The organism is Clostridium rectalis (genome assembly GCF_900626095.1).
In the GTDB taxonomy this organism is placed as follows: Bacteria; Bacillota; Clostridia; order Clostridiales; family Clostridiaceae; genus Clostridium_AS; species Clostridium_AS rectalis.
The window spans coordinates 122,601-149,080 of sequence record NZ_UYZZ01000008.1 but is presented as its reverse complement, the minus strand read 5'-3'; the positions used below and the strand labels follow the sequence as shown (position 1 = coordinate 149,080).

The following is a 26,480-nucleotide window of genomic DNA, read 5'->3' as shown; positions in this document are numbered from 1 at the left end:
TGATTTAAAGTGAAATCGAAGATTTCTGTAAATCAGTATCTGGTGATTATGGCTTGAAGGTAACACCCGTTCCCATACCGAACACGAAGGTTAAGCTTCAAAGCGCCGATGGTACTGCAAGGGAGGCCTTGTGGGAGAGTAGGTCGTCGCCAGGTCAAAATGTTCCGTGGTAGCTCAATGGTGGAGCATTCGGCTGTTAACCGAAGGGCTGAAGGTTCAAATCCTTTCCACGGAGCCATTTTTTTATACTAAAGTAGCATATGGATTTTCTTTTATAGAAAGTCTTTTTTTAATGTTTAGATTTATTTATTAATTATGATATAATAAAATTTATTAACTAAGTTTTTTATTACGAATAATTAGTTGTATTGTATTAAAAAGACCTCCATTTTTAATGAAGGTCTTTTTAATTAAGTTAAATTATTAATCAATTTACTATTTTTATTATATTTACTTTCTTTTCTACAAATATTTATAGAGTAGGCATATAAATAAGAATATATACTAGTTTTAATAATGTTTGCTAATAATAAAACTATCATACTAGTTTTTACTGTTGGTATTAAAGAGACTAAGCCAGTAAGAATACCTAGTGTAATACATAATATTAATATTTCACCTGAATATTTTTTACCTACCTTAAAGCCTTTTTTTAAGGCTTCTAATGGAGTTGTATTGTAACATACTAAATAGGCTTCACAAGGAATTAAGAGAACACTTAAGCATATTAAAAGTAAAATGGTAACTGGAGCCATTACTGACCAAAAGCCTAAAATGCTTACTACTACAAAAATACTATTGGTAATTATATCTAATACTAGATATTTTAAATAAAGGCCTTTACTTTCTTTAAAAATTTCATAATAACGCACATGATTTTTACTATAGATAGAGTTTATAATTACAAGAATAGTTAAAATCAATAAGGAACCTATAAATAAATCAAATAAAATAGTTAAATAGTTAGTTGTCATTATTTCTTTAAATACTGAGAAGTTTTTTGTTAAAGATCCACCCCTAGTAAAAAAATCGCTATTATCAAAATTTGTGGTAAGACCAATACTATTAAATACTGATAATAGTAAAATGAATGGTAATAAAAATTTGAAACTAATTTTATATTCGTTCCAAACTTCTTTGAACATACAATCTGCCTCCTAAATATATTTCAATATTATGAAAATCAGCTATTACTTATAGTATAACAAACATATTTTAACATATCAATCGTACTATTTATTTAAATATCGTAAAAATAAAATGTAATACTATAGTTTCATATCTATAATTTTGTTATTTTTATATAGTTATTTAAAAAATTATAATTGTTATAATTAAATTTATTGATTATAATTATAAAAAAATTAAATTATATGGTATTGTAATTTAATAATATATATTATATACACGGTTATAATAATAACTGTGTGAGTGTAGTAAATATATTTTTTATTATTGCTATTTATATTGATAAAAAGTGTAAAAATAATTAGAAAATATTACTTGACATATTAGAAATATATGTGTAAAATTGAATTTAAAATTAAATATAAGATTAATCTTATCAAGAGTGGTTGAGGGACTGGCCCGATGAAACCCGGCAACAGCTAGTTTAATTTTAAACTAGAAATGTGCTAATTCCTGCAGGTAATATCCTGAGAGATAAGAAGTGACAAGACTATTATAATTAATAGTTTACTGCAGAGTAACCGCTTCTTATCGAAAGATTGAAGGGGTTTTTTTATTTTTTAAAATATAGTAACCCCCTACCACTTAGAATTATTTAAATTAAAGGAGGTATTTTATGATAAATATAGGTATATTGGGAAATGGTACCGTAGGATCAGGGGTTTTAGAACTTATAGAGAAAAATATAAAAAAAATAAAAGAGACAACTGGAGAAGTGGTAAGTGTAAAGAAAGTTCTTGTTAGAGACATGTTTAAAAATTTAAGAAAACTAAAAACAGATCTTTTCACTGATAATATAGAAGAAATTTTTAATGAAGATTTAGATATAGTTGTAGAGGTTATGGGGGGAATAGATCCTACTTATGATTATGTAAAAAAATTATTAAAGTTAAAAAGACATATAGTAACTGCCAATAAAGATTTAATATCTAAACATGGAGAGGAGTTACTAAATATAGCTAAAGAAAATAAAGTAAAGCTATATTTTGAAGCAAGTGTAGGTGGAGGGATTCCTATAATAAAACCAATAAATGAATGTCTTTTAGGAAATGAAATTAAAAGTATTAAAGGAATTTTAAATGGTACAACAAATTTTATATTATCAAAGATGTATGAGGATAATATAAGTTACCATGGGGCCCTTAGTATAGCTCAAAAATTAGGTTTTGCAGAGTCGAATCCAGAGTCGGATGTATTGGGATACGACGCAGCTAGAAAGCTTGCAATACTTTCAACTACAGCATATAACAAGAGAATAGATTGGGAAAAAATTAAGACTGTAGGAATAAATGAAATAGATCAGGTGGACATAAATATTGCAAAGGAAGTTGGATGTAAAATTAAATTAATAGCTGTAAGTGAAAAAAATGGAGAAGAAATTTATGCGTCAGTAAGACCTGTTCTTGTAAAGAGTGAAAGTCAATTTGGAAAAATAGAGGATGAATATAATGGAATTATGATTAATGGGGATGCTGTAGGGGAAGTTTTCTTTTATGGAAAAGGTGCAGGAAAGTTACCAACGGCAAGTGCTGTTCTAGGAGATATTATAGATGTTATACAAAGTAAAAATAAAAATACAAGATCAAATTGTTTAACAAAGGGTAAAATAACAGTACAATGGGCACATAAAAATAGCTGGATGCTTAGAATAAAGAGTTCAGATAAATCTAAAGCTTTGGTTATAATTAATAATATATTTAAAAAGCATTATAAATTAAATAAAGGAAATATAAATAGTGAAGATGTAGTAATATTTGTTCAAAGTGAAAATGAGAATAAGTTAAATGTAAAAATTAAAGAATTAGAGGATTTCAGAGAAATTATTTCTGTAAAAAGTATTTTAAAATTAGATGATATATTGTAAGAAAACAGAGAAAAATAAATTTAAGGGGGAAGTAATAATGGGAAAAACATTAGAATTTAATAAGGGTACAATATGTGTACAAGGGGGCTATAAGCCAAAATCAGGGGAACCAAGGATTTTACCCATATATCAAAGTACCACATATAAATATGATGATCCAGATGAGGTGGCAGACTTATTTGATTTAAAATCAGAAGGACATATGTATTCAAGGATAAGTAATCCAACTATCCAGGCTTTTGAGGAAAAAGTTAGGGAGTTAGAAGGAGGGATTGGAGCTGTTGCAGTATCAGCAGGTCAAGCAGCAACAGCACTAGCTATTTTAAATATATGTAAAAATGGAGAACATATTATAGCAGCCTCTACCCTTTATGGAGGAACATTTTCTTTACTATCCACTACACTAAAAAAATTTGGAATAGATGTAACCTTTGTTCATCCAGATTCTAAAGAAGAGGAAATACTTAATTGCTTTAAAGAAAGCACTAAGGCTATTTTTGGAGAAACTATAGGAAATCCGGGATTAAATATATTAGATTTTGAGAAATTTTCTAAAATTGCAAAGAAAAAATCTGTACCATTTATTGTAGATAATACTATAGCTACACCATATTTATGCAACCCACTATGTTATGGAGCAAATATTGTTATACATTCTACAACAAAATATATTGATGGGCATGCTACTAGTATAGGGGGAATAATAGTAGATGGAGGAAATTTTAATTGGGAAAATGGAAAGTATCCTGAATTTACAAATCCAGATCCTAGTTATCATGGCATCCAATATGTTAAAACTTTTAAAAATGCCGCTTATATTGTAAAGGCACGCGTTCAATTATTAAGAGATTTAGGAGCCTGTTCAAGTCCTTTTAATGCGTTTTTATTCAATTTAGGTCTTGAAACACTGCATTTAAGAATGGACAGACATAGTTATAATGCTTTAAAATTAGCAGAATTTTTAGAAGGCCATGAAAAAGTTAATTGGGTTAGTTACCCTCTTTTAAAAAGTCACAAAAGTTACAATCTAGCAAATAAATATTTACCAAAGGGAGCTAGTGGTATATTAACCTTTGGTATAAAAGGAGGAGTAGAGGCTGGGAAGCAGTTTATTAGAAATTTAAAGTTAGCTGCATTGGTTGTTCATTTAGGAGATGCAAGGACTTCTGTTCTTCATCCAGCCAGTACAACTCATAGACAGCTTAATTCAGAGGAACAACTAGCTTCAGGGGTTACAAAGGATTTAATAAGAGTTTCTGTGGGGATTGAAGATATTAAAGATATAATAAATGATTTTAAACAGGCTTTAGAAAAGCTTGATTAAGGGTGAGAAAAATATGCCAATTATAATACCAGAAAATCTTCCTGCATCAAAAATTTTAGAGAAAGAAAATGTATTTGTGATGCATGAAAGTAGAGCATTGCACCAAGACATTAGACCTCTTAAAATAGGAATTTTAAATTTGATGCCTACAAAAATTCAAACGGAAACGCAAATTTTAAGATTATTAGGAAATACCCCTCTTCAAGTGGATATAAAACTTATAAGAATAGATTCTCATAAATCAAAAAATACTTCGGAAAAGCACTTAGAAAAATTTTATTATTCCTTTAAGGATGTTAAGAAGGAAAAATTTGATGGAATGATAATAACAGGGGCACCTATTGAACATTTAGACTTTGAAGAAGTGGACTATTTTAATGAATTAAAGGAGATTATGGATTTTACAAAAGAACATGTAACATCAACAATCCATATATGTTGGGCTGCACAGGCAGGACTTTATCATCATTATGGAATTTCAAAACACTACTTGAAAAATAAAATTTTTGGAGTCTTTCCTCATAGAGTTTTGCATAAAAAAGTTAAACTTTTAAGAGGATTTGATGATAAATTTTATGCACCACATTCACGATATAGTGAAGTATTAAAAAGTGATATAAAAAAGGTTAAAGAACTTAAAATTTTAGCAGAATCAAAAGAGGCTGGAGTTTATATAGTGGCGTCTAAAAGTGGGAAACAAATATTTGTTACAGGTCATTCAGAATATGATCCATTAACTTTAAAAAATGAATACGAAAGAGATATTTTAATGGGACTTAAAATAGATGTTCCTAAAAACTATTTTTTAGATGATGACCCAAGTAAAGATATTATTGTAAAGTGGAGATCACATGCAAATTTATTATTCTCAAATTGGTTAAATTATTATGTTTATCAACAAACTGTGTATTAAAATACAAATTATTATTAAGTTTTAAAAGCCTTCAATTGTAGAGGGCTTTTTTTATAGCATAAATTTATGCTATTGAATAAAAAGGTACAAATAAACTTTAGTAAAGTGTTACTAATATCCTATATGTAATAATTATCTGATAAGTTTTTAAATTAGAAGCTTTAGAGTTTAGTAAATGAGTATTTTTGAGATTATTTGAGACTTTTTAATTAATTTTATAAATGAAAGGATGTATAAGTTAATAATTTAATTTTTATAGATTTTCATATCCCTGTAAACGATTGAATTATTGATAATAAAAGGAATTAGTCATATAATTTATATGTATAAATAATATATAGGGAAATGCTAAAGAATAAGGGGGATATTATGATTAATAATTTGTCCTATGCAGAAAAAATTCTTCAATGTTTATTAGAGAATTTAGAGGAGGGAATTCATGTTGTTGACTCTAGTGGTAGAACAATTTATTATAATAAAAGCATGGGAAAAGTAGAGGGGATTGAGCCTAAAGATGTGTTGGGGAAGAGAGTTAATGAGTACCTAGAAGATGTAAAGGAGAATTCATCTACCCTTATGAAGGCTTTGAAAACTAAAGAAAAAATTGAAGATTCAATACAAAAATATAGTAATGAATTTAATAAAAAAGTCATTACTATAAATACTACAGTCCCGGTAATCGAAGATGAGGAAAGTATAGCAGCAATTGAAATTGCTAAGGATATGACACAACTAAAAGAACTTACAGAATGTATTTATAAATTACAGTGCTCCCATAAGGAAATGAAGAAACATTATACCTTTAATGATATATATGCTAATGGAGAAGAGATGAAAAAAATTATAAGAAAAGCTAAAAGAGCTAGCATATCAAATTCTCCTATTTTGATTTATGCTGAAACAGGATGTGGTAAGGAAGTTTTTGCTCAAAGTATTCACTATGATGGAATAAGAAGGGATAAACCTTTTATACCTATAAATTGTGCAGCCATTCCTGCTGCATTATTAGAAGGAATGTTATTTGGTACGGAAAAAGGAAGTTTTACTGGGGCAGAAAATAAGAAAGGATTATTTGAACAAGCCAATAAAGGGACTATATTGTTAGATGAAGTTAACTCTATGGAACCTTATCTACAATCAAAACTTTTAAGAGTGCTTCAAGATGGATGTGTAAGACCTATAGGTAGTAATAAAACCATAGATGTGGATGTAAGAATTATAGCTACATTAAATGAAGAACCTGAAAAGCTTATAGAAAGTGGAAAGTTAAGAAAGGATTTTTATTATAGATTAAGTGTAATTAGTATTACTATACCTCCTTTAAGAGAAAGAAAGGAGGATATAAAACCAATGGTTGAAAATTTTATTAAATATTACAATCAACTGTTGGGAAAAGAAATAAAAAGTATAGATAAAGATGTTATGGAAAAGTTTTTACAATATGATTGGCCGGGAAATATAAGGGAGTTAAGAAATACAATTGAGTCTGCTATGAATATGACAAGTTACGAATCCTTTCTAAGTCAAAAACATTTTGAGTGTAGAGTATTTAATAATCTATACAATAAAATGAATTTAAATATAGATAGTTTAAATATTTATGAGAATTTTTCGTTGGAAGATTATATAAAAGATATTGAAATAAAAATAATAGAAAAAGCATTTATAGAAAGTAATTATAATATTAGTAAGGCTTCTAAAAAGCTTAACATTTCAAGACAAAATTTGCAGTATAAACTAAAAAAATATGGTATAAAAAAGTAGAAATCACATTATAAATATTTAGAAAATAAAAATAATTTAGATAAGTGCAAAAATATTTCACCTATATAGCAAAATATTTTGCATAGGTCTACAATATGAAATTTATTGAAACATACTGAAGAATACTAATAAAAATTAAAAAAATACGCAAAATATTTTGCAGTTAAAAGTCTTAAGTTTATGCTAAAGTGCATAAACCCAAGGCTTTTTTTTGTGGCATATAAATTGCTATACTAAGATTGTAAAGGTTTAATAAGGCTAAATAAAAATATTTATGGTAGGTGAAAATTTATGATAAAAAAGGGAACTTGGGTGGAAATTGAAGAGGTAGTTTTGACCCCAGAGCATAGAGCAAAAAATATACCAGAAGAAACTAAAAGTACACCTTTAAAATGTTGGGTAAGGGGAAATTGCTTAAGTGATTGTGAAATTGGTAGTGAAGTCCAAGTAGAAACAATAGTAGGAAGAGTGGTAAGGGGAAAAGTTGTAGAGGTGGAACCGGGATATTATCACTCATTTGGTAAATATATAAAAGAAATGGAATATATATGTAAACAATCAAGGAAAATTTTAAAAGAATAGGTTAATTCACTGTTTTATTTTAAAAGGGAGGTAATAAGTTATGAATAAATATGAAGAGCTTATGGCTAGAAAAAATGAGATAATGCTAAAATCCGTTGGGATAGATTATGATAAATATGAAGATGGAAAGCTTTCATTCAATTATGAAAAACTTATGGAAGACATAGGCTATTCACTGGAGGAAATAGAGAGCATTCAAAAAGAAGCGGGAGTAGGCAATACACCATTATTAGAACTTAGAAATATTACAAAACTAGCAAGAAAGGTATCTAAAACCGGTAAGGCTGCTAGAATATTTGTTAAAGATGAAAGTTGTAATCCATCAGGGAGTTTTAAAGATAGAAGGGCTAGTGTTTCTGTATATGATGCTATGAAAAGAGGATATAAAGGAGTTGCAGCGGCAACATCCGGAAATTATGGAGCAGCAGTAGCATCACAAGCGAATATAAGAGGCCTTAGATGCATAATAGCCAATGAATGTTATGATTCTAAGAAAATAGGGCAACCAGAGATATTAGAGAAGGGCAGAAAGTGCGAAGGATATGGCTCAGAGGTATTAAGGCTTACTGTGGGACCAGAGTTATTTTATACATTTTTAAAAATACTTGAGGAAACAGGATATTATAATGCGTCATTATATTCAACCTATGGTATAGCAGGTATAGAGACTTTAGGTAAGGAGATTGTTAAAGAGTGTAGAGAGGCATTAGGAAAGGAACCTGCTTCTATAATTGTAACTCATGCAGGTGGTGGTAATACTACTGGTACAGCTAGAGGTGTTATAAAGACAGGAGCAAAGGATACTAAAATTATAGGTGCATCTGTAGACCTTTCAGGGTTACATATGGCCTCTGATATAGATTTTAATAAGAAATCCTTTACAACTGGTCATACAGGATTTGGGATACCATTTATGACAAATCCGGATAGATCCGATGTACCAAGAAGTGCAGCAAGACCTTTAAGATATTTAGATAGATATGTAACTATAAGTCAGGGTGAAGTATTTTGGATGACAGAACTTTTGGCACAATTAGAAGGGTTGGAGAGAGGACCAGCTGGTAATACATCTTTGGCAGCAGCTTTTGCTATTGCACAGGAATATGATAATGAGGAAATATTAGTAGTTCAGGAAACCGAATATACGGGAGCTGGTAAACATTTAATACCTCAATTAAATTTTGCAAAGAAAAATGGAATAGAAATTTTTGTAGGAAATCCAATGGATCAGATACCAGGTAAAAATATAATATTACCTTCCCATCCAGAACTAGTATCTGTAAAAGATATGGATATGGATCATTTAAGAAATTCTTATATTAAAAATTCACTTAAAAAAGTAGCAGATAATAAAATTCAAGATATTGATTTTGATTTCTTAGTAGATGAAACAAAGTTAAGTAGGAAGGACGTTATGAAAATATTAAAGGAAAATAATATTCAGATAGAGTAGGAGGGGGATTTTATGAAAAGACAAGATGATTATGAAAAAAGAAGAGGACATTTAAAAGGGTTAAATGATAGTGAACTTTATGAAAAATTTTGGTCCCTTACAGAAGAAATTATAAAGCCGTTAGTAGATTTAGCATATACACATACATCACCGGCAATAGAACGTTCAGTACTTTTAAGAATGGGATTTTCAAGTTTACAGGCTCACCCTATAGTAGATTATGCTACAAAATACAATTTACTTGGGATGGGTGTGGGAAATGTAGTTTTAACCTATGGGAAACTAATTAATAAGAATTATTTAGAGGCAGGAGAAGATTTATGCAAGGGAAAAGGTTGGGACCTTGTTATTGAAAATATGAAGGGTGGTGACAAATAGTGATTGAAAAGTTAAATAGCAATAAAAAACTAGATATAGATGAAATTTTAAAAGATTTAGATAAATATGAACCTAAATGGAGAGGATGGCATTGGAGAGAACCATATAAAGAAGGTAAAATTGGAGAATTTTATTTTAAAGAAATATCTAAGCCTTTAAAAAATAGTCAACCATTACCAGCTGCCAGAAGTTTTAATAATATAGACCCTCAACCTCTACCAGTTATTACCACGGAAATAGCGTCGGGAAGATTTGAAGATGATTTAAGAAGAATGAGAATGGCTGCTTGGCATGGTGCTGATCATTTAATGGTAATTAGAACAGCAGGTCAAAGTCATTTTGATGGATTAATAGAAGGTACTCCAGAGGGAGTAGGAGGAGTTCCTATAACTAGAAAACAGGTAAGAGCAACTAGAAAAGCTATAGATTTAATTGAAAAAGAAGTGGGAAGAAAAATTAATTTTCATTCATATGTTTCAGGTGTTGCAGGACCTGACATAGCAGTTATGTTTGCAGAAGAAGGGGTAAATGGCGCCCACCAAGATCCTCAATATAATGTACTTTATAGAAATGTTAATATGTTTAGGTCTTTTGTAGATGCGGCAGTTGCAAAGGGAGTAATGGCATCTGTTGGAATGCTTCAAATAGATGGAGCTCATAATGCCAATGCAACAGCTATGAAAGGCTATAATGTAATGCCAGAACTTATGGTACAACATGCTATAAACTCTAAATTCTCAGAAATGGTGGGAATGAAACCAGAAAATATTGCATTGTCAACAGTGCCCCCTACATCAGCCCCAGCTCCTTGTATGAGATATGACCTTCCATATGCAGTAGCTTTAAGAGATTTATTTGATAAATATAAAATGAGGGCACAAATGAATACTAAATATATAGAATCCTGTGAAAGAGAAGCTACAGTTGGTCATACATTAAACTTATTGATATCAGAATTAACTTCAGCAGATATTCAAAGTACTATAACGCCAGATGAGGGAAGAAATGTTCCATGGCATTATAATAATATACATGCAATAAATACAGCAAAACAAGCATTTGTTAGTATGGATGGGTTAATGGATATGATAGAGCTTAAAAAATCAGGATACTTACCAGAAAAGGTAAGAGAATTAAAAGAGAGGTCAATTTTATTTCTAGAAGAAATGATAGAAGTAGGAGGATATTTTAAGGCAGTAGATGAAGGATTTTTTGTAGATTCAGGCTTATATCCAGAAAGAAATGGTGATGGTATTGCAAGAAAGATGGATGGAGGAGATGCTGTAGATACAATAGTAAAAAGAGAAGAAAATTATTTTGCTCCAGTTTGTGGACATTTTGGATATAATAATATTCCAAAAGAATACAAAGGAGCATGTGATGCTATTAATAAATGTACTTTATGCAATCACTTTAAAATTAAGTATATAGATGAACTTGATGAGAATGATAATGTATTTAAAAGAATGGAGCAGGTTAAAGAAGATGGTACAGTAGTACCAGAGGTTCAATGGTCTAAGGATGGTTATGTAAAAGTCACATTGTGTCTACCAGAAAATGAACAAATAAGTGAAGCGGCAGCACTAGAAATAGGAAAGAGGATGAATTTAAAAGATGTAGAAATTATTCATAAACAAGTTTTACAAAGAGCGGAGGGAACATTAGTTGAGATTAAAGGAGTGTGTAATTTTACTCCTATAAAACGTGATACTTTGCTACTGCCAAAGAGGAGAAAGGTCTTAAGTGATTCTAAAATGAGAGACTTTGTAAAAGATACCCCTATAAAAGTAGTTGCAGCAACAGTAGGAGAAGATGAACATTCTGTTGGTCTTAGAGAAATTATTGATATTAAACATGGTGGTGTAGAAAAATTTGGAATAGAAGCAGTATATCTTGGAACTTCTTGTCCAGTAGAAAAACTTGTGGATGCAGCTATAGAAGCAAAGGCTCAGGCGATATTATGTAGTACAATTATTACTCATAATGATGTTCATACGAAAAATATGCAAAAGCTTAATGATTTATGTGTTGAAAAGGGTGTTAGGGAAAAATTGATACTTGTATCTGGTGGTACTCAGGTTACAGACGAAATAGCAAGAGAAAATGGAATGGATGTTGGATTCGGAAGAGGTTCTAATGGTACAGATGTTGCCTCCTTTATTATAAAAAAACTAATGGGAATTGATACGGAAAAAGAAGAATAAAAATATATAGCTAGCAGAATTACATAATTCACTGCTGGCTATATAAAAATATATAACCTTTTAGATAAATAAATATAACTTTTATAGGGGGTATTTTATGAAAGTTGATTACTTAATAGCAGAAATAGGTAGTACTACAACGGTTGTAACAGCCTTTAATATTAAAAACTTAGAAGATGGGAACATATATGTAGAATCAGAATATCAAGGTAAAAGTTGTACTACTGTATTAGATGGAGATGTAACAATAGGCCTTAAAAACGCCATAAAAGAAATAGAAAATAAAATAGGAGAGGGAATGACATGGGGAAAAATGCTTGCTACAAGTAGCGCGGCAGGTGGTCTTAAAATAACAGTGCATGGACTTATGGAAAGAATGACTGTTAAGGCAGCAAAGGAAGCAGCATTAGGAGCTGGTGGAATTATAAAAATGGTTACATCAGGAAAAATGAGGATGATTGATATAAAAAATATTAGGAAAATAGATCCTAATTTAATAATGATTGCAGGTGGAACAGATTACGGAGAAAGAGAAACAGCTCTTTATAATGCACAACTTATTAGTAATGAAAGATTTAATAAGCCTATAGTATATTGTGGAAATATAGAAAACAGAGAGGAAATTATAGAGATATTTAAAGATCAGCAGTTATATATAATTGATAATGTTTACCCTAGTATAGATGAGTTAAATGTTGAGCCTGCAAGAAAGGTAATTCAAGATGCTTTTGAAAAAAATATTGTTAAAGCACCCGGAATGAATAAAATAAAAGAAATGGTAGATGGAAGTATAATGCCTACTCCAGGAGCAGTAATGGAAAGTGCAAAAATTCTTTATGAATTAATAGGGGATTTAGTGGTTTTGGATGTAGGTGGTGCTACCACAGATGTACATTCGGTTACAGAAGGAAGCTCTATAGTTTTAGATATGCTTGTAAATCCTGAACCAAAGGCTAAAAGAACTGTAGAAGGAGATATTGGGGTATTTGTAAATAGTAAAAATGTTATAGAATTACTGGATATTAAAGATTTAGGTAATTTAGATAAGGAGTATATGTTATCACATATAAAACCAATTCCAACAGAAAATGAGGATATAAATGCAAGCTATATATTAACAAAAAAAGCTGTAGATGTAGCTATAAGTAGACACGTGGGAACCATAAAAAGAAAATATGGTGGTGAAAGTGGGTTTATAGCTTATGGTAAGGATTTATCACAAGTAAAATATATTGTTGGTACAGGAGGAGCATTAACAAGACTGCCTATGGGAGAGGATGCTCTCTTAAATATAAGGTATATGAAAGATGATGTTACAATGTCGCCTAGAAAAGGTGCTAAAGCATTATTAGATACACACTATATTATGGCATGCGCAGGGGTTTTAAGTAGAGAAAATAAGGAGGCTTGTAAGGCCTTACTTACTCAAAGTCTCAATATAACAAAAGACATGGAATTTTTAGAGGAATAAAGATAAAAGGAGAGTCTCGCTATGAGAAAACAATACCCATGTGTAGAAGTTAATCTTTCAAAAATAACTCATAATGCAAGGCAAATTCTATCCATGTGTAAAAATAGAAATATAAATGTTATTGGTGTAACAAAGGTATTTTGTGCTCAGATTCCTATAGTAGAAGCCTTACTTAAAGGAGGAATTAATTGTGTTGGTGATTCTAGAATTCAAAATTTAAAAAGGATGAAAAAACTAGATTGCCATAAAATGTTACTTAGAATTTCTATGGAAAGTGAGGCAGAAAAGGTAGTTAAATATAGTGATGTTAGTTTAAATTCAGAATTAGAAACCATAAAGGTATTGTCTAAAAAAGCTAAACAATTTAAATTACAGCATAATATTATTTTAATGGTTGATATTGGAGATTTAAGAGAAGGGGTTTTAATAGAGGATGCTTTGGATATTGTTAAAGAGATAATAAAATTAGATAACATCAATTTAATAGGAATTGGAACAAATGTAACCTGTTATGGAGGGGTAATTCCTGATAAAAATAATTTAAACAAGCTTGTAAGTTTAAGAAATGATATTAAGAATATTTATAATTTAAATTTGCCTATTATTTCAGGGGGAAATTCTAGTAGTTTATATTTAGTTATGAATAACACTATTCCCAAGGAGGTTAATCAACTAAGAATTGGAGAGGGAATTGTGCTTGGGAGAGAAACTTCTTTTGGATATGCTATACCAAATTGTTATGATGATGCTTTTGTTTTGAAAGGGGAAATAGTGGAGATAAAAGATAAGCCAACAGTACCAACAGGTAAAATTGGAATGGATGCCTTTGGAAATACTCCTAGGTTTCAAGATAAAGGTATTAGAAAAAGAGCAATTGTAGCTGTTGGAAGGCAAGATATAAAAGTAGATGGATTATTCCCACTAGATAAAAATATAAGTATATTTGGAGCAAGCAGTGATCATTTAATTTTAGATGTTACAGATAGCATTAACATACTTAAAGTTGGTGATATTATTGAATTTAAAATGGACTATGGTTGTATACTAGCAGCCATGACTTCAAACTATGTAAAAAAATATTATGAAAGACAACCAGAATATGCTTTGGTAAATTGCTAAGGGCTATTTATAAATAAAATGGATTTATGGAGGGGTTAATTATGAAAAGAAAAATAAAGGTTGTAGTCTGGGGTTTAGGTTCAATGGGAAGTGGTATTTGTAACATGATTTTAGGAAAAAAGGGTTTTATAATAGTAGGGGCTATAGATTTAGATCCTAAAAAAGCAGGTAAAAAACTATATGAAACATTAAAAATAGAAAAAAATGAGGATAATGATTGCATAATTACAGATAGGCCAGAGCAGGTTATAAAAAAAGGTTTTGCAGATGTTTGTATTTTAGCTACGGCTTCCTTTACAAAGGTTGTATTTCCATTAATTAAAATGGCGGCAGAGGCTGGTATGGATATTGTAACTACAGCTGAAGAAATGTCATATCCAAAGGCCTTAGATCCAGAACTATCAGAGGAAATGGATAAAATAGCTAAGGAAAATAAAGTTTCTATTTTAGGAACAGGGGTAAATCCAGGATTCATTATGGATTTAATGGTAATTGCTCTTACAGGAGTTTGTGATAATGTAGAGGATATAACAGTTACTAGAGTGAATGATCTTGCATGTTTTGGCAAAGCTGTTATGGTTGAACAAGGAATTGGACTTAAACCTGAGGAATTTATAGAGGGGGTAAAGACAGATAAAGTAGCAGGGCATGTAGGATTTTTACAATCTTTTGGAATGTTTGAAGAAGCCTTTAATGTTAAGTTTGACAATATAAAACAGGAAAAGGAAGCAATAGTTACAAATGTATCTCGTAGTACTGATATTGTTTCTGTTGACCCAGGGGATGTTGCCGGATGTAGACAACTTGGATATGCAAATTTAGGGGAGAAAAAGTTTGTAGTAATGGAGCATCCACAGCAGATAAGACCAGAACTAGAAAATGTAGATACTGGGGACTATATTTCAATTAAAGGTTCTCCTAAAATTGATCTTCAAATAAAGCCTGAAATACCAGGGGGTATAGCTACTGTAGCAATATGTGTAAATATGATTCCTCTTGTAATGAATTCAACTCCAGGATTAAAAACCATGCTTGATTTGCCAGTTCCAAGGGCAATAATAGGTGATGTTAGGGATTTGGTGGAAGATAGATAATATTCCTGCAATAAATGGCTATTTTTTATAAGATTGTTGTTTTAAAAAAGTAGCCATTTTAAAAATAAGAAGTGTAAAAATTTTGAGAATGTGAGGTATTAAAATGGGGGAAAATAATGAAAAGAAGCTAGGTTTAGGTTTATTAATAGCTTTGGGTATAGGATCTATGATTGCCTCAGGAATTTTTAATAGCCCAACAGATTTAATTAGCACTTCTAATCCTCAGGCTGTGCTTATAGCTTGGTGTATAGGTGTGTTTGGAGTAATAATGCTAGCCCTAGTATTTAATATACTTTCAAATAAAAGACCTGAACTTAAGGGTGGTATATACTCCTATGCTAGGGCAGGATATGGTCCATTTATAGGGTTTAATTGTGCATGGGGATATTGGATGAGTTCATTTTTAGGAAATGTTTCATTTATAATATTAATTTTTAAAACTATTAATAGCCTAATTGGATCACAATATAAAATGCCTCCAGTTGTAATTTTTGTATTGGGGTCAGTTCTTTTATGGAGTTACTATTTTATAATAAGGAGGGGTATAAAAGAGGCAGGAGTGCTGAATGTAGTAATTACAATTGCAAAAATTGTACCTCTAATTCTTGTGATTATATTTGGGGCATTAGCATTTAAAGGTGAAGTATTTTTTATTGCAGATTGGAAAAATATATTAGCTTCAACGGGGGAAGCTACTACCATTGGAAAACAAGTAAGTGGAGCCATGGGAACAGTTTTATGGTGTTTTGTAGGCGTTGAAGCTTTAGTAGTTTTATCAGAAAGAGCAGAGACTCAACAGTTAGTGGGAAGAGCTACTGTAATTTCACTTTTAGCTACGGCTACCCTTTATGTATCAATATCGATCTTATCAATGGGTGTTGTACCAGCAAAAGTTTTAGTTGGGTCTACAACTCCATTAGCAGATGTTTTATTAGCAACTTCTCTTGGGAAAGCTGGAGCTGTAATAATAAAATTAGGTATTATAATATCAAATATTGGAGCACTACTATGTTGGAATCTTTTAACAACTGAAATATTATATGTTCCCGCAGTACAAGATGATTTAATGCCTCAATGGTTTAAAAAGACAAATCAGAAGAATGTACCAATAAATGCATTGCTATTTACAATAGGAGCAATACAAATATTCTTATTTGCGCTACTTTCACCGGCATTACAAAAAGGATATTATATAGCTACCCATGTAGCTACTACTAATATATTATTACCTTATTTAATATCATCAATGTTTGCATTTAAAGTGTACAAAGGGGAGCAGGGGTGTTTAAAGGAAAAACTAATAGCATTAATAGCCGTTTTATATTCAATATATGTTATATATGCTGTGGGCATTGCATATTTAGGTTTAGCATTTATTATGTATTCAACTGGTATAGTTATATATGTTAAAGGTAAAAGGGAGAAAAATGAAAGTATTACTAATAAAGAAAAGCTTTACATCACTATCTTACTAATAGTATCTATAATAATGATAATATTAGCAGCTACAGGGAGAATTTCAGTTTGATTTTTTAATGTTAGAACCGTTGCATACTAAAACTATAGTACCATCAATATCAGTTCTATATAATTTAACTCCTTTTTCAGCTAACTTTTGCAGTGTTTTTTTATTAGGGTGATTAAATATATTATTTTTACCGCAACTTGCAATTGCAACATTTGGAGAGGTCTTTTCTAAAAATTGATCACAGGTTGAAGTACTGCTGCCATGATGCCCCAATTTAAGCACTTGGCAGCTTATATTATATCTTTTATCTAATATTTCTTGTTCTACTAAAGATTCAGCGTCTCCAGTAAAAAGAAAGTTACATCTTCCATAGGTAATTTTTAAAACCGCAGAGTAGTTATTTAAATTAGTATAATTACTGCTATTTGGAGAAAGAAATACACATTTTATTTTAGCATCAAAGGGAAGTTTTATTTGGTCTTTAGCTATATTTATTTTTATATTACTTTTCTTTAATTCCTTAATCATGTTATAAAAATAGTCTGTATTTGAAGTTACTTTTGGAGCATAAAATTTTTTAACTTCAAAGGTTTTAATTATTTCACTCATGGCACCTATATGATCCTCATGGGGGTGAGTAGCTATTACATAATCCAATTGCTTAACTTTTAATTTTTTTAAGTATTTTATAGTGTTTTCAAAGCTGTTTAAAGGACCAGAATCTATTAGTAAATTTTTATTATTGAATTGTAAAAGAGTGCTGTCACCTTGACCAACATTTATGAAATGAATTTTTAAAATATTTTCATTAATGTCATCATAAAATCTATTTTTCAAGTTGCAACTTGAAAATAACATTAATATGGAAACGATTAGGAAAATATATTTTTTAGAATTAAACATTTTTACTCCTTTAAAATATTTTTCTTCTTAATTATTGACATATATAGTAATATTAATTCTTGTAAAACTTCACTAGAATTTGGCTATATGATATAATTAGATTAAAATTAGCGATTACAAGGGAGAAAATTTAAATGAAAAACTTATGGTTATATTTACAGTTTGGTATTTATATGGTAGGAACTCTTTTTAAAAAACCTAGAATTAATTCTCTTAGAAAACAGGGGAAAATTAAAGAGGCTGATAAACTTGCCTATGAAAAGGTATTAGGTTGGGCAGAATTTTTAGTGAAAAAAGTAGGAATTAACATAGAAGTGGAAGGTATTTCAAATATTCCAAAAGGAAACTGTGTATATGTGGCAAATCATCAAAGTTTATTTGATATTCCAGTGTTACTTGCAGCAACAAAAAAGCCTATGGGATTTATAGCTAAAAAGGAAATGGAAAATATTAAAGTATTAAGTTCATGGATGAGAGAAATACACTGTGTATTTATGGATAGAAATAATATAAGAGAAGCCGTAAAGTCTATAAATGAGGGCATAGATAACATAAAAAAAGGATATTCTATGGTTATATTTCCAGAGGGTACAAGAAGCAAAGGACCTAAGCTTAATGAATTTAAAAAGGGAAGTATGAAATTAGCTATTAAAGGTGGAGTACCTATTGTACCTATAGCTATTGATGGCACATATAAAGCTAGGGAGGCTAATGAAGGAAATAAATTAAAGAGTGCTAATGTGAAAATTACTATAGCTAAGCCTATATATGTAGAGAATCTTACTAAAGAGCAGAAAGGTAATTTAGCGGAGGATATAAAGGGCATATTAAATAATATATTAAAGTATTAATAAAAAATATTATAATTTATTTATATAATTACATAGAATTAATATTGTAAAAATAGAGCTTAGATGCTTCGAAAAAACTTCTAAGCTCTATTATTTTTATATATTAGTAGGTTTTGTAACGTTGATATACTATTTTTTAACCTTAAGTTTTCGTTTTTAAAATCCTTACATTGGTTATCTATACTTTTAATTGAATGGTTTAATAATGAAATATTTTTAGTTAATGTATTTTTATTTTCAATTTTTTCCTTTAGTAAAGGGTTATAAAGTGCCTCTATATATTTGTGTTTATGGTAAAAAATTTTTATTTTTTTACATAAGGATAAATACAAATATTTTAATTTTTTCTTTATATTTGATATAATTATGAGTAGCTTATCTTGCATATTCAAAGTAACACCTCATTTTTTCTATATATAATATTTTACACCATAATTTTATATAAACAAGGATGGAGAAGTTTATGTTTAATAAGTTTTATGCAAAAATAAAGGGAAATAAATTAGAAGATTTAGATAGAAGAATTGAACAATGTAAGAATCAAATTAAAGTTTTGCAGTTTAGTAAAGAGGAGAAGACTAAAAAATTACAACATCTAAAACTTGAAAATGAAATTCTTACGGAAAAGTATTTACGAATTATAGAACTTATTTTGGATAGAGGCATAATTATAGATATTTTAAATAAAGGATATAAAATAAAGGAATGGGACAACTTATACCTAATTAAAAGAAAAGAAACAATGGTTATTTGTTCTAAAAATAATGAAGTAATTAAAATATTTAATAAAGAAGAGTCTAAAGAGTTAGAAAAAATTATTAAAAATAAAAACTATAGTATTGTAGTAACTAGAATTGAAGGAAAATATATAAAGATTCAATTTAGAGTTAAGGATAGATAATGTGTTTTATAATGGGGGAATTATGATTTTATGAAGGAAATAGTATTAATAGCTCCTTTTATTGATTTATATAAGCTTAGTAATAAAATTATTAAAGAAAAGGGATATAAAAATATAGAAGTAGTTTTAGGAGATTTAAGTAAGGGGGTAACTCAAGCAAAAAAAGCAGTAAAACACGGAGCTAGTGTAATAATTTCTAGAGGTGGAACGTATACTATGATAAAAAATTCGGTAGATGTTCCAGTGGTAGAAATAAAAATGACATCTTTTGATATACTAAGAGGTTTTAAAAACATAATTAATTATAAAGGAAAGATAGGGGTAGTAGGATACAAAAATATTATAGATGGGGCAGAGGTAATAAAAGAAGTGCTTCATATGGATGTAGTAAAAATTCAAATAGATAACCAAGAGGATGCACAATACAAAATTATGCCTTATATAAATAATGGAATAAAGGTTTTTGTAGGGGATACTATAGGGAATAGAGTAACAAAAAAATCACATTGTGTAAGCTATATTATAAAATCCGGAAAAGAATCTATAACTAATGCTATAGAAGAAGCAAGAAGATTATTTAAAATAACTAAAATGGAAAAGGAAAAATCCCAAAGCTTTAAAACTATAATAGATTTTGTGGATAATGGAATAGTTGCTATAGATAGTGAAGAAAAAATATATGTTTTCAATTATATGGCACAAAAGATATTTGATATGGAAGAAAAGGAGGTAATAGGTAAAAATATAAATTTAATAATAAGTAATAATAAGCTGATTAATGTAGTTAAAAGCGGTGAACCTGAATTTGGAGAAATACAGGAAGTTAAAAAGTCTAAAATAGCTACTAATAGAATCCCTATAGTTGTTGATAAACAAATAGTTGGAGCAGTAGCTACTTTTAAGGATATAACTGAAATTCAAGAGTTGGAGAAAAAGTTAAGAATTAATTTAAGTAAAAAGGGCTTTTTAGCTAAATATACTTTTAAAGATATAATATATAAATCAAAGATTATAAAAGATTGTATAATCAAAGCCAAAAAATACAGTAGCTTTGATTCACCTGTGCTGATAACCGGACCTTCAGGAGTGGGAAAAGAATTATTTAGCCAAAGCATACATAATTATAGTGAAAGAAGTAAGGGCCCTTTTGTTGCTATAAATTGTGCAGCATTGCCACCTAATTTAATTGAAAGTGAACTTTTTGGATATGCAGAAGGTGCTTTTACAGGAGCTTGTAAGGGTGGTAAAGCTGGGTTATTTGAACTTGCCCATGGTGGTACAATTTTTTTAGATGAGATAGGGGAAATTCCACTGAATTTACAGGGAAGATTATTAAGGGTAATACAAGAAAAACAGGTAATGAGGATAGGGGACGATAAGTTAATTCCTATAGATGTAAGAATAATAAGTGCCACAAATAAAAACTTAAGGGTTATGGTAGAAAAAAATATTTTCAGAGAAGATCTTTATTTTAGAATAAATATATTGTTTTTAAATATACCGCCTTTAAACAATAGAAAAGAAGATATACTTCAAATAGGAGATTTTTTTATAAAAAAATATTCTAATAAATATAATAAAAATATATGTGGAATATCTAAAAAAGCAGTGGAATTACTTTTAAATTATGATTATAGAGGTAACGTAAGGGAGCTTGAAGGGATATTAGAAAGAGCTGTAATATTATCAGAAGATACTAAGTTACAAGTGGAAGATATAATCGTAGAGGATAGTAGTTTTTGTGAGTGTATTGGCGATAATAATGAAAGGTCTGTATCTGTAAATCCTAATTCATTATATGTGGTTTACAATGATAAAAGTTTAGAGGAAGTTAAAAAGGAGTATATAAAATTTGTACTGGATAAATATAACGGATCTGTTAATAAGACCTGTGAAGTTTTAAAAATTGATAGAAGTACTATATGGAGAAAAATAAAACGATAGATAAAAAATGATGCTATATGCATCATTTTTTTTATTATAAAACAGATTTATGTTGCATAATACATCATAAAATTAAATAATTAAAATATTTATAATATTATTTTCCTTAAGGCATTCTATAAAAAATTTATATGATGTTAAGGTAATTTTTTCTAATATAGCCTAAAAAATGCTTATTTACTCACTTAGATTACATTATTGTACTGTAATGATAAAAAGGCATATTATATTATAAATAAAATATTTCAATATAGAAGGGATTTGGCACGAATTTTGCTTTAATATTTCATATAAAGTCTAAAAAATATTAGGAGGGATATATTATGTTAAAACTTGCGGTAGTAGCTAATGAAAATGATAATGTTGCAACTACAGTAAAATATTTAAAAAAACAACAAGAAATATTAATTGATATTTTTGGGGATGAACAAAGAGTAAGACTTAATGAGCATATACCTTTTGGACATAAGTTTGCTATAAAGGATATTAAAAAGGGAGAGGAAATAATAAAGTATGGGGAAGAGATAGGACAAGCAACCAGTGATATTTGTAAAGGTGATTATGTTCATGTTCATAATGTTATAAGTGAAAGAGGAAGAGGAGATTTGGAGGTGTTAAAGTAATGAAACTTTATGGATATAGAAGAGAAAATGGAGCTGTTGGTATAAGAAATCATATATTGGTTATTCCTGCATCGGTCTGTGCAAGTGAGGTGGCATTTAGAATAGCAAATCATATAAATGGAGCAATATCTATACCTAATCAACATGGATGTTGTCAAGTAGGACCGGACTTAGAATTAACAAGTGATATATTAATTGGACTTGGAAAAAACCCTAATGTGGCGGCAGTTTTAGTTGTAGGATTAGGATGTGAAGGAGTATCAGCAAAAAAAGTAGCAAAGGAAATAGGTAAAACAGGCAAGAAGTCAGAGTATATAATAATTCAAGAAAATGGTGGAACTTTAAACACAGAAGCTAAGGGAATAAAAATTTTAAGGGAAATGTGTGATGAAATAGGTAAATTGAAAAAAGAAGAAATAGATTTATCAGAAATTACTATTGCAATAGAATGTGGAGGATCAGACACTACTTCAGGGTTAGCTTCAAATCCATCTGTAGGATATGCATCAGATAAATTAGTTGATTGTAAAGGTACATCTATTTTTTCGGAAACAACAGAATTTATAGGGGCAGAACATATTTTAGCTAAAAGGGCAGTAACAAAGGAAGTTGGGGATAAAATATTAAAGATAGTTTCAGATTGTGAAAAGAAGGCTATGACTATGGGAGTTGATATGAGGGGGGGACAACCTACTCCAGGGAATATTCAAGGAGGTCTTACTACTATAGAAGAAAAATCCTTAGGGTGTATATATAAAGGTGGAACTAGACCTATTCAAGGAGTTTTAGAATATGCAAAGGCTCCAGATGGTAAGGGACTTTACATTATGGATACTCCTGGACAAGATATAGAATCTATTACAGGGATGACTGCAGGAGGAGCTCAGATAGTTTTATTCACAACTGGAAGAGGAACTCCAACAGGTTCACCAATAACTCCAGTAATAAAAATCACAGGAAATCCAGATACATTTAAAATGATGAAAGATAATATGGATATAAATGCAGGTACAGTAATAGAGGGAATTAAAACTATACAGGATGTAGGGGAAGAGATTTTTAAGGAAATGTGTGAAGTGATAAATGGTAAATTTACAAAGTCAGAAGCATTAAATCATAGGGAGTTTGGTATATATAAGCTTATATCAACTTTTTAAATTAAACTCCAATAGATTTTTTAATCTATTGGAGTAAATGAGTTTTAGAATGTGGGGGTAAATATATGAAAATATTAAAAACTGTGGAAAAGGTACCAGGAGGTCTTATGGTTATCCCGTTATTAATGGGTGCAACTATTAATACTTTGTTTCCAGAGGCTCTAAATATAGGTGGATTTACAACAGCATTATTTAAGCAAAGTGCTACAGCATTAATAGCTTTGTTTGTACTTTGTAATGGAGCCCAAATAGATATAAGGCAAGCAGGAAAACCACTTTATAAAGGGGCAGTTTTAACTTTTACAAAATTTATCATAGGAGCTTTTATAGGATGGTTTGTAGGAAAAACCTTTGGACACGCTGGATTATTGGGTCTAACTCCTTTAGCTTTAGTAGCAGCTATAACCAATTCTAACGGTGGGTTATATGCAGCTTTAGCAGGTCAGTATGGGGATTCTACAGATGTAGGAGCTATTTCCATATTATCACTAAATGATGGACCTTTTTTTACGATGTTAGCTTTTGGAATTTCAGGGCTTGCTAATATACCATTTATAGCTCTAATAGCAGTTTTAATTCCTATTTTAATTGGATTTATTTTGGGAAATCTTGATGAAGATATGAGAAAATTTTTAGCAAATGGACAAACATTACTTATCCCGTTTTTTGCTTTTCCTTTAGGGGCCGCTTTAGATTTTAGAACAATTTTAAAAGCAGGATTACCTGGTCTTTTATTAGGAGTTATTGTAGTTTTTATAACAGGGCTTGGCGGGTATTTTTCTACAACTTTCTTCGGAAAGAGAAAGGCTGTAGGTGCTGCAGTTGGGACTACTGCGGGAAATGCAGTGGGAACTCCCGCAGCAATTGCATTGGCAGATCCTTCTTTAAATACTTATGTGGCTTCAGCAACAGCTCAGGTTGCAGCGGCAGTTATTGTAACTGCTATTTTATGTCCGTTATTAGTATCTTATCTGGATAAATTGGATAGAAAAAGAGAAAAAGTTGAAGTAAGTGCCTAAAAATCAATTGAAAGGGGAATTGTTATGGGAAGGTATCTTATAATTGCAGATGATTTTACAGGAGCAAATGATACAGGGGTGCAATTAAAAAAAAGAGGGATAACTACGGAAGTAATATTTAATATAGATAAAATGAGAAATCCTAATAACTCTTATGTAATTGATACCGAAAGTAGAGGACTTACGGAACATGAGGCATATGATAAGGTAAAAGATTCTATAAAAAATTTAAATTCCTACGAATTTCAGTTTATATATAAGAAGGTAGATTCTACATTAAGGGGAAATATATCTGCAGAGGTAAAGGCTATTGACGAGGAATATGAACCTGATATAATTATTTTTTCACCGGCATTTCCTGAAATAGGTAGAACTACCTTGAATGGAATTCATAGATTAAATGGTATAAGGATTATAGAAACGGAATTATCAAAAGATCCAAAAAAACCAGTGATAGAAGATAATATAAGTAACTTAATTAAAAAGTTTTTTAGTGAAAAGGTCATTCATTATAATATATCTGACATAAGAGAAGAGAAAATGAACTTTAATAATGGTAGAATATATAGTTTTGATGTGGAAAACAGTGATGATATGATTAGAATAGTAAGTAATGTATTGGTTACGGGGAAAAAGACATTATGGGTAGGTTCTGCAGGGATGGCAGATACTATATTAAAAATAAAAAATCCACTTAAGCCATCTATAGCTGTTGTAGGGAGTATAAGTGATGTTTCTATAAAACAGTTAAGATATGCTGAAAATAGTGGAATAAATATTTTAAAGTTACCCATAGATAAGGTTTTAATTGGGGAAAAGGAAGATTATTATATAGATTATGCAGTGAATTTATTATCAAAAGATAAGGATTTAATAATCACCTCTACATATGATAGAAATGATTATGAAAAGGCTATAATAGTAGGGAAGGATATGAAAATGACATCAGAGGAAGTCAGTCAGTATACTGAAAGTATTTTGGGAAATATTTTAGATAAAATTATGGAAAAATCAGAAGTGTCAGGAGTATTTTTAACAGGAGGAGATACAGCTATAAGTTTTATAAATAAAACAGGATCTATATGTTCTAATATTATAGAGGAAATAATGCCAGGTATACCACTTATGAAGTTAAAGGGTGGCAAATATCATGGATTAAAGATTATAACTAAAGCTGGTGCCTTTGGAGAAAAAAATGCTATAAGTTATTGTATGAAGAAAATAAAGGAGGATCTATAATGGAGTTTATTGGTATAACAATGGGAGATCCTGCCGGAGTAGGACCAGAAATAATATTAAAAGCATTAAATAAAAAAGAAGAGTATAGAAAAAACTCTATAGTTTTTGGTAGTAAAAAGGTACTTGATTACTACAAAAAATTGTTAAATATAAAGTGTAAATTAAATATTATTACTTCTATAGAGGAATTTCGTGAAGAGGATATTAATATAGTAAATACGTTTGATATTTCTATGGAGGATTTTAAAATAGGAAAAGTTTCTAAAATATGTGGACATGCTGCCTATGAGTATATAAAAAATTCTATAAATTGGGCATTGCAAAATAAAATAAAATCAGTAGTAACTGCGCCATTAAATAAAGAAGCTTTGCATTTAGGGGGACATAATTTTCAAGGTCATACTGAAATTTTTGCTACTTTAACAAATACAAAAAGGTATGCTATGATGCTTTGGAGTGAACCTTTAAAAGTTATACATGTATCAACCCATATTTCTTTAAAAGAAGCATGTGAAAAATTAAATAAAGAAAGAATAATAGAAGTAATAAAACTGGCAGATGAAAATTTAAAAGATATGGGCATTAATAATCCTAAAATAGCAGTTGCAGGACTAAATCCTCACTCAGGAGAGGCTGGAATTTTTGGTGATGAAGAAATAAAAAAAATATATCCTGCCATACAGGAGGCTAAAAAAAGTAATATAGATGTAGATGGTCCAGTGCCTCCAGATACAGTGTTTTTAAAGGCGTTTAAAGGAGAGTATGATATAGTAGTAGCAATGTATCATGATCAAGGTCATATACCTATTAAATTGTTAGCTTTTGATTTAGGAGTAAATGTAACCGTAGGTCTACCAATAGTAAGGACTTCTGTGGATCATGGAACTGCCTTTGATATTGCAGGAAAAGGAAGTGCCAAGGAAAAAAGTTTACTAAATGCTTTAGAAGTAGCAAAAATGTTTAAGTGAATAAGAATTTATTATAGCAAGTATCGTTAAAAGGTACTTGCGTTTTTATTTAG

23 protein-coding genes, 1 tRNA gene, 1 rRNA gene and 1 riboswitch are annotated in these 26,480 nt (G+C 29.8%); of the genes, 22 read left to right on the top strand and 3 right to left on the bottom strand.

Features of this window, described 5'->3' with window-relative positions:
* Window positions 1-38 precede the first annotated feature (38 nt).
* Both rrf and EJL03_RS12870 read left to right on the top strand, forming a co-directional pair.
* Window positions 39-155: ribosomal RNA gene (gene rrf / locus EJL03_RS12875) — 5S ribosomal RNA — on the top strand.
* Window positions 156-163: 8 nt separating this feature from the next.
* A tRNA-Asn gene (locus tag EJL03_RS12870) sits at window positions 164-238 on the top strand.
* Between the two features lie 172 nt (window positions 239-410).
* Here EJL03_RS12870 and EJL03_RS12865 read toward each other — a convergent pair.
* Window positions 411-1,145 carry a hypothetical protein gene (locus tag EJL03_RS12865; protein ID WP_125154374.1) on the bottom strand — a complete coding sequence of 245 codons (735 nt, stop codon included), beginning with the start codon at window positions 1,143-1,145 and terminating at the stop codon, window positions 411-413.
* Window positions 1,146-1,558: 413 nt separating this feature from the next.
* A riboswitch (SAM riboswitch) is annotated at window positions 1,559-1,669 on the top strand.
* A 135-nt stretch (window positions 1,670-1,804) separates the two neighbouring features.
* On the opposite strand from EJL03_RS12865, the gene EJL03_RS12860 reads away from it, so the two are divergent.
* The 12 genes from EJL03_RS12860 to EJL03_RS12805 all read left to right on the top strand — a co-directional run bounded on the left by EJL03_RS12860 (window position 1,805) and on the right by EJL03_RS12805 (window position 16,882).
* Window positions 1,805-3,052 carry a homoserine dehydrogenase gene (locus tag EJL03_RS12860; protein ID WP_125154373.1) on the top strand — a complete coding sequence of 416 codons (1,248 nt, stop codon included), beginning with the start codon at window positions 1,805-1,807 and terminating at the stop codon, window positions 3,050-3,052.
* Window positions 3,053-3,089: 37 nt separating this feature from the next.
* Complete coding sequence (locus EJL03_RS12855; protein ID WP_125154372.1) at window positions 3,090-4,376, top strand: O-acetylhomoserine aminocarboxypropyltransferase/cysteine synthase family protein; 1,287 nt, start codon at window positions 3,090-3,092, stop codon at window positions 4,374-4,376.
* A 13-nt stretch (window positions 4,377-4,389) separates the two neighbouring features.
* Entirely contained in the window at window positions 4,390-5,289 is a 900-nt protein-coding gene (gene metA / locus EJL03_RS12850; protein WP_125154371.1) for a homoserine O-acetyltransferase MetA, read from the top strand.
* Between the two features lie 369 nt (window positions 5,290-5,658).
* Window positions 5,659-7,053 (top strand): sigma-54 interaction domain-containing protein, encoded by a 1,395-nt coding sequence (locus tag EJL03_RS12845; RefSeq protein ID WP_125154370.1) that lies wholly within the window; start codon window positions 5,659-5,661, stop codon window positions 7,051-7,053.
* Between the two features lie 291 nt (window positions 7,054-7,344).
* Complete coding sequence (ortA, locus tag EJL03_RS12840; RefSeq protein ID WP_125154369.1) at window positions 7,345-7,635, top strand: 2-amino-4-oxopentanoate thiolase subunit OrtA; 291 nt, start codon at window positions 7,345-7,347, stop codon at window positions 7,633-7,635.
* 40 nt (window positions 7,636-7,675) lie between these two features.
* Window positions 7,676-9,088, top strand: coding sequence for a 2-amino-4-oxopentanoate thiolase subunit OrtB (ortB, locus tag EJL03_RS12835; protein WP_125154368.1), 1,413 nt, complete (start codon window positions 7,676-7,678; stop codon window positions 9,086-9,088).
* Between the two features lie 12 nt (window positions 9,089-9,100).
* The gene (locus EJL03_RS12830; protein ID WP_125154367.1) at window positions 9,101-9,466 is read left to right on the top strand and encodes an ornithine aminomutase subunit alpha; all 366 of its coding nucleotides are present in this window, start codon (window positions 9,101-9,103) and stop codon (window positions 9,464-9,466) included.
* Window positions 9,466-11,670 (top strand): D-ornithine 4,5-aminomutase subunit OraE, encoded by a 2,205-nt coding sequence (gene oraE, locus EJL03_RS12825; protein ID WP_243108716.1) that lies wholly within the window; start codon window positions 9,466-9,468, stop codon window positions 11,668-11,670. The genes EJL03_RS12830 and oraE overlap by 1 nt, the downstream gene beginning before the upstream one ends.
* 97 nt (window positions 11,671-11,767) lie before the next feature.
* Window positions 11,768-13,141 carry a GlmL-related ornithine degradation protein gene (locus tag EJL03_RS12820; protein ID WP_125154366.1) on the top strand — a complete coding sequence of 458 codons (1,374 nt, stop codon included), beginning with the start codon at window positions 11,768-11,770 and terminating at the stop codon, window positions 13,139-13,141.
* A 21-nt stretch (window positions 13,142-13,162) separates the two neighbouring features.
* Complete coding sequence (gene orr, locus EJL03_RS12815; protein WP_125154365.1) at window positions 13,163-14,260, top strand: ornithine racemase Orr; 1,098 nt, start codon at window positions 13,163-13,165, stop codon at window positions 14,258-14,260.
* A 41-nt stretch (window positions 14,261-14,301) separates the two neighbouring features.
* The gene (gene ord, locus EJL03_RS12810) at window positions 14,302-15,354 is read left to right on the top strand and encodes a 2,4-diaminopentanoate dehydrogenase (protein ID WP_125154364.1); all 1,053 of its coding nucleotides are present in this window, start codon (window positions 14,302-14,304) and stop codon (window positions 15,352-15,354) included.
* A gap of 103 nt (window positions 15,355-15,457) precedes the next feature.
* Window positions 15,458-16,882 (top strand): amino acid permease, encoded by a 1,425-nt coding sequence (locus EJL03_RS12805; protein WP_125154363.1) that lies wholly within the window; start codon window positions 15,458-15,460, stop codon window positions 16,880-16,882.
* Here the strand turns inward: EJL03_RS12805 and EJL03_RS12800 are convergent.
* Entirely contained in the window at window positions 16,874-17,725 is an 852-nt protein-coding gene (locus EJL03_RS12800) for a ComEC/Rec2 family competence protein (protein WP_125154362.1), read from the bottom strand. The two genes, EJL03_RS12805 and EJL03_RS12800, sit on opposite strands and share 9 nt — an antisense overlap.
* Window positions 17,726-17,859: 134 nt before the next feature.
* Between EJL03_RS12800 and EJL03_RS12795 the strand changes: the two genes are divergently transcribed.
* The gene (locus tag EJL03_RS12795; protein ID WP_125154361.1) at window positions 17,860-18,576 is read left to right on the top strand and encodes a lysophospholipid acyltransferase family protein; all 717 of its coding nucleotides are present in this window, start codon (window positions 17,860-17,862) and stop codon (window positions 18,574-18,576) included.
* An 80-nt stretch (window positions 18,577-18,656) separates the two neighbouring features.
* Here EJL03_RS12795 and EJL03_RS16125 read toward each other — a convergent pair whose 3' ends face one another.
* On the bottom strand, window positions 18,657-18,968 hold the full coding sequence (locus tag EJL03_RS16125; RefSeq protein WP_164509079.1) for a hypothetical protein: 312 nt from the start codon (window positions 18,966-18,968) through the stop codon (window positions 18,657-18,659).
* A 71-nt stretch (window positions 18,969-19,039) separates the two neighbouring features.
* On the opposite strand from EJL03_RS16125, the gene EJL03_RS12790 reads away from it, so the two are divergent.
* The 7 genes from EJL03_RS12790 (at window position 19,040) to pdxA (ending at window position 26,427) form a co-directional block, all read left to right on the top strand.
* On the top strand, window positions 19,040-19,477 hold the full coding sequence (locus EJL03_RS12790; protein ID WP_125154360.1) for a hypothetical protein: 438 nt from the start codon (window positions 19,040-19,042) through the stop codon (window positions 19,475-19,477).
* Between the two features lie 30 nt (window positions 19,478-19,507).
* Window positions 19,508-21,421, top strand: a complete 1,914-nt coding sequence (locus EJL03_RS12785; RefSeq protein WP_125154359.1) for a sigma 54-interacting transcriptional regulator — start codon at window positions 19,508-19,510, stop codon at window positions 21,419-21,421.
* A 323-nt stretch (window positions 21,422-21,744) separates the two neighbouring features.
* A complete protein-coding gene (locus EJL03_RS12780; RefSeq protein ID WP_125154358.1) occupies window positions 21,745-22,044 on the top strand; it encodes a UxaA family hydrolase in 300 nt (99 codons plus the stop codon).
* The gene (locus tag EJL03_RS12775) at window positions 22,044-23,201 is read left to right on the top strand and encodes a UxaA family hydrolase (RefSeq protein ID WP_125154357.1); all 1,158 of its coding nucleotides are present in this window, start codon (window positions 22,044-22,046) and stop codon (window positions 23,199-23,201) included. Before EJL03_RS12780 ends, EJL03_RS12775 begins: the two co-directional genes overlap by 1 nt.
* A gap of 65 nt (window positions 23,202-23,266) precedes the next feature.
* Complete coding sequence (locus tag EJL03_RS12770) at window positions 23,267-24,220, top strand: 2-keto-3-deoxygluconate permease (RefSeq protein ID WP_125154356.1); 954 nt, start codon at window positions 23,267-23,269, stop codon at window positions 24,218-24,220.
* 24 nt (window positions 24,221-24,244) lie between these two features.
* Complete coding sequence (locus EJL03_RS12765) at window positions 24,245-25,459, top strand: four-carbon acid sugar kinase family protein (protein ID WP_125154355.1); 1,215 nt, start codon at window positions 24,245-24,247, stop codon at window positions 25,457-25,459.
* Window positions 25,459-26,427, top strand: coding sequence for a 4-hydroxythreonine-4-phosphate dehydrogenase PdxA (gene pdxA, locus EJL03_RS12760; RefSeq protein ID WP_125154354.1), 969 nt, complete (start codon window positions 25,459-25,461; stop codon window positions 26,425-26,427). Before EJL03_RS12765 ends, pdxA begins: the two co-directional genes overlap by 1 nt.
* Window positions 26,428-26,480: the final 53 nt, after the last annotated feature.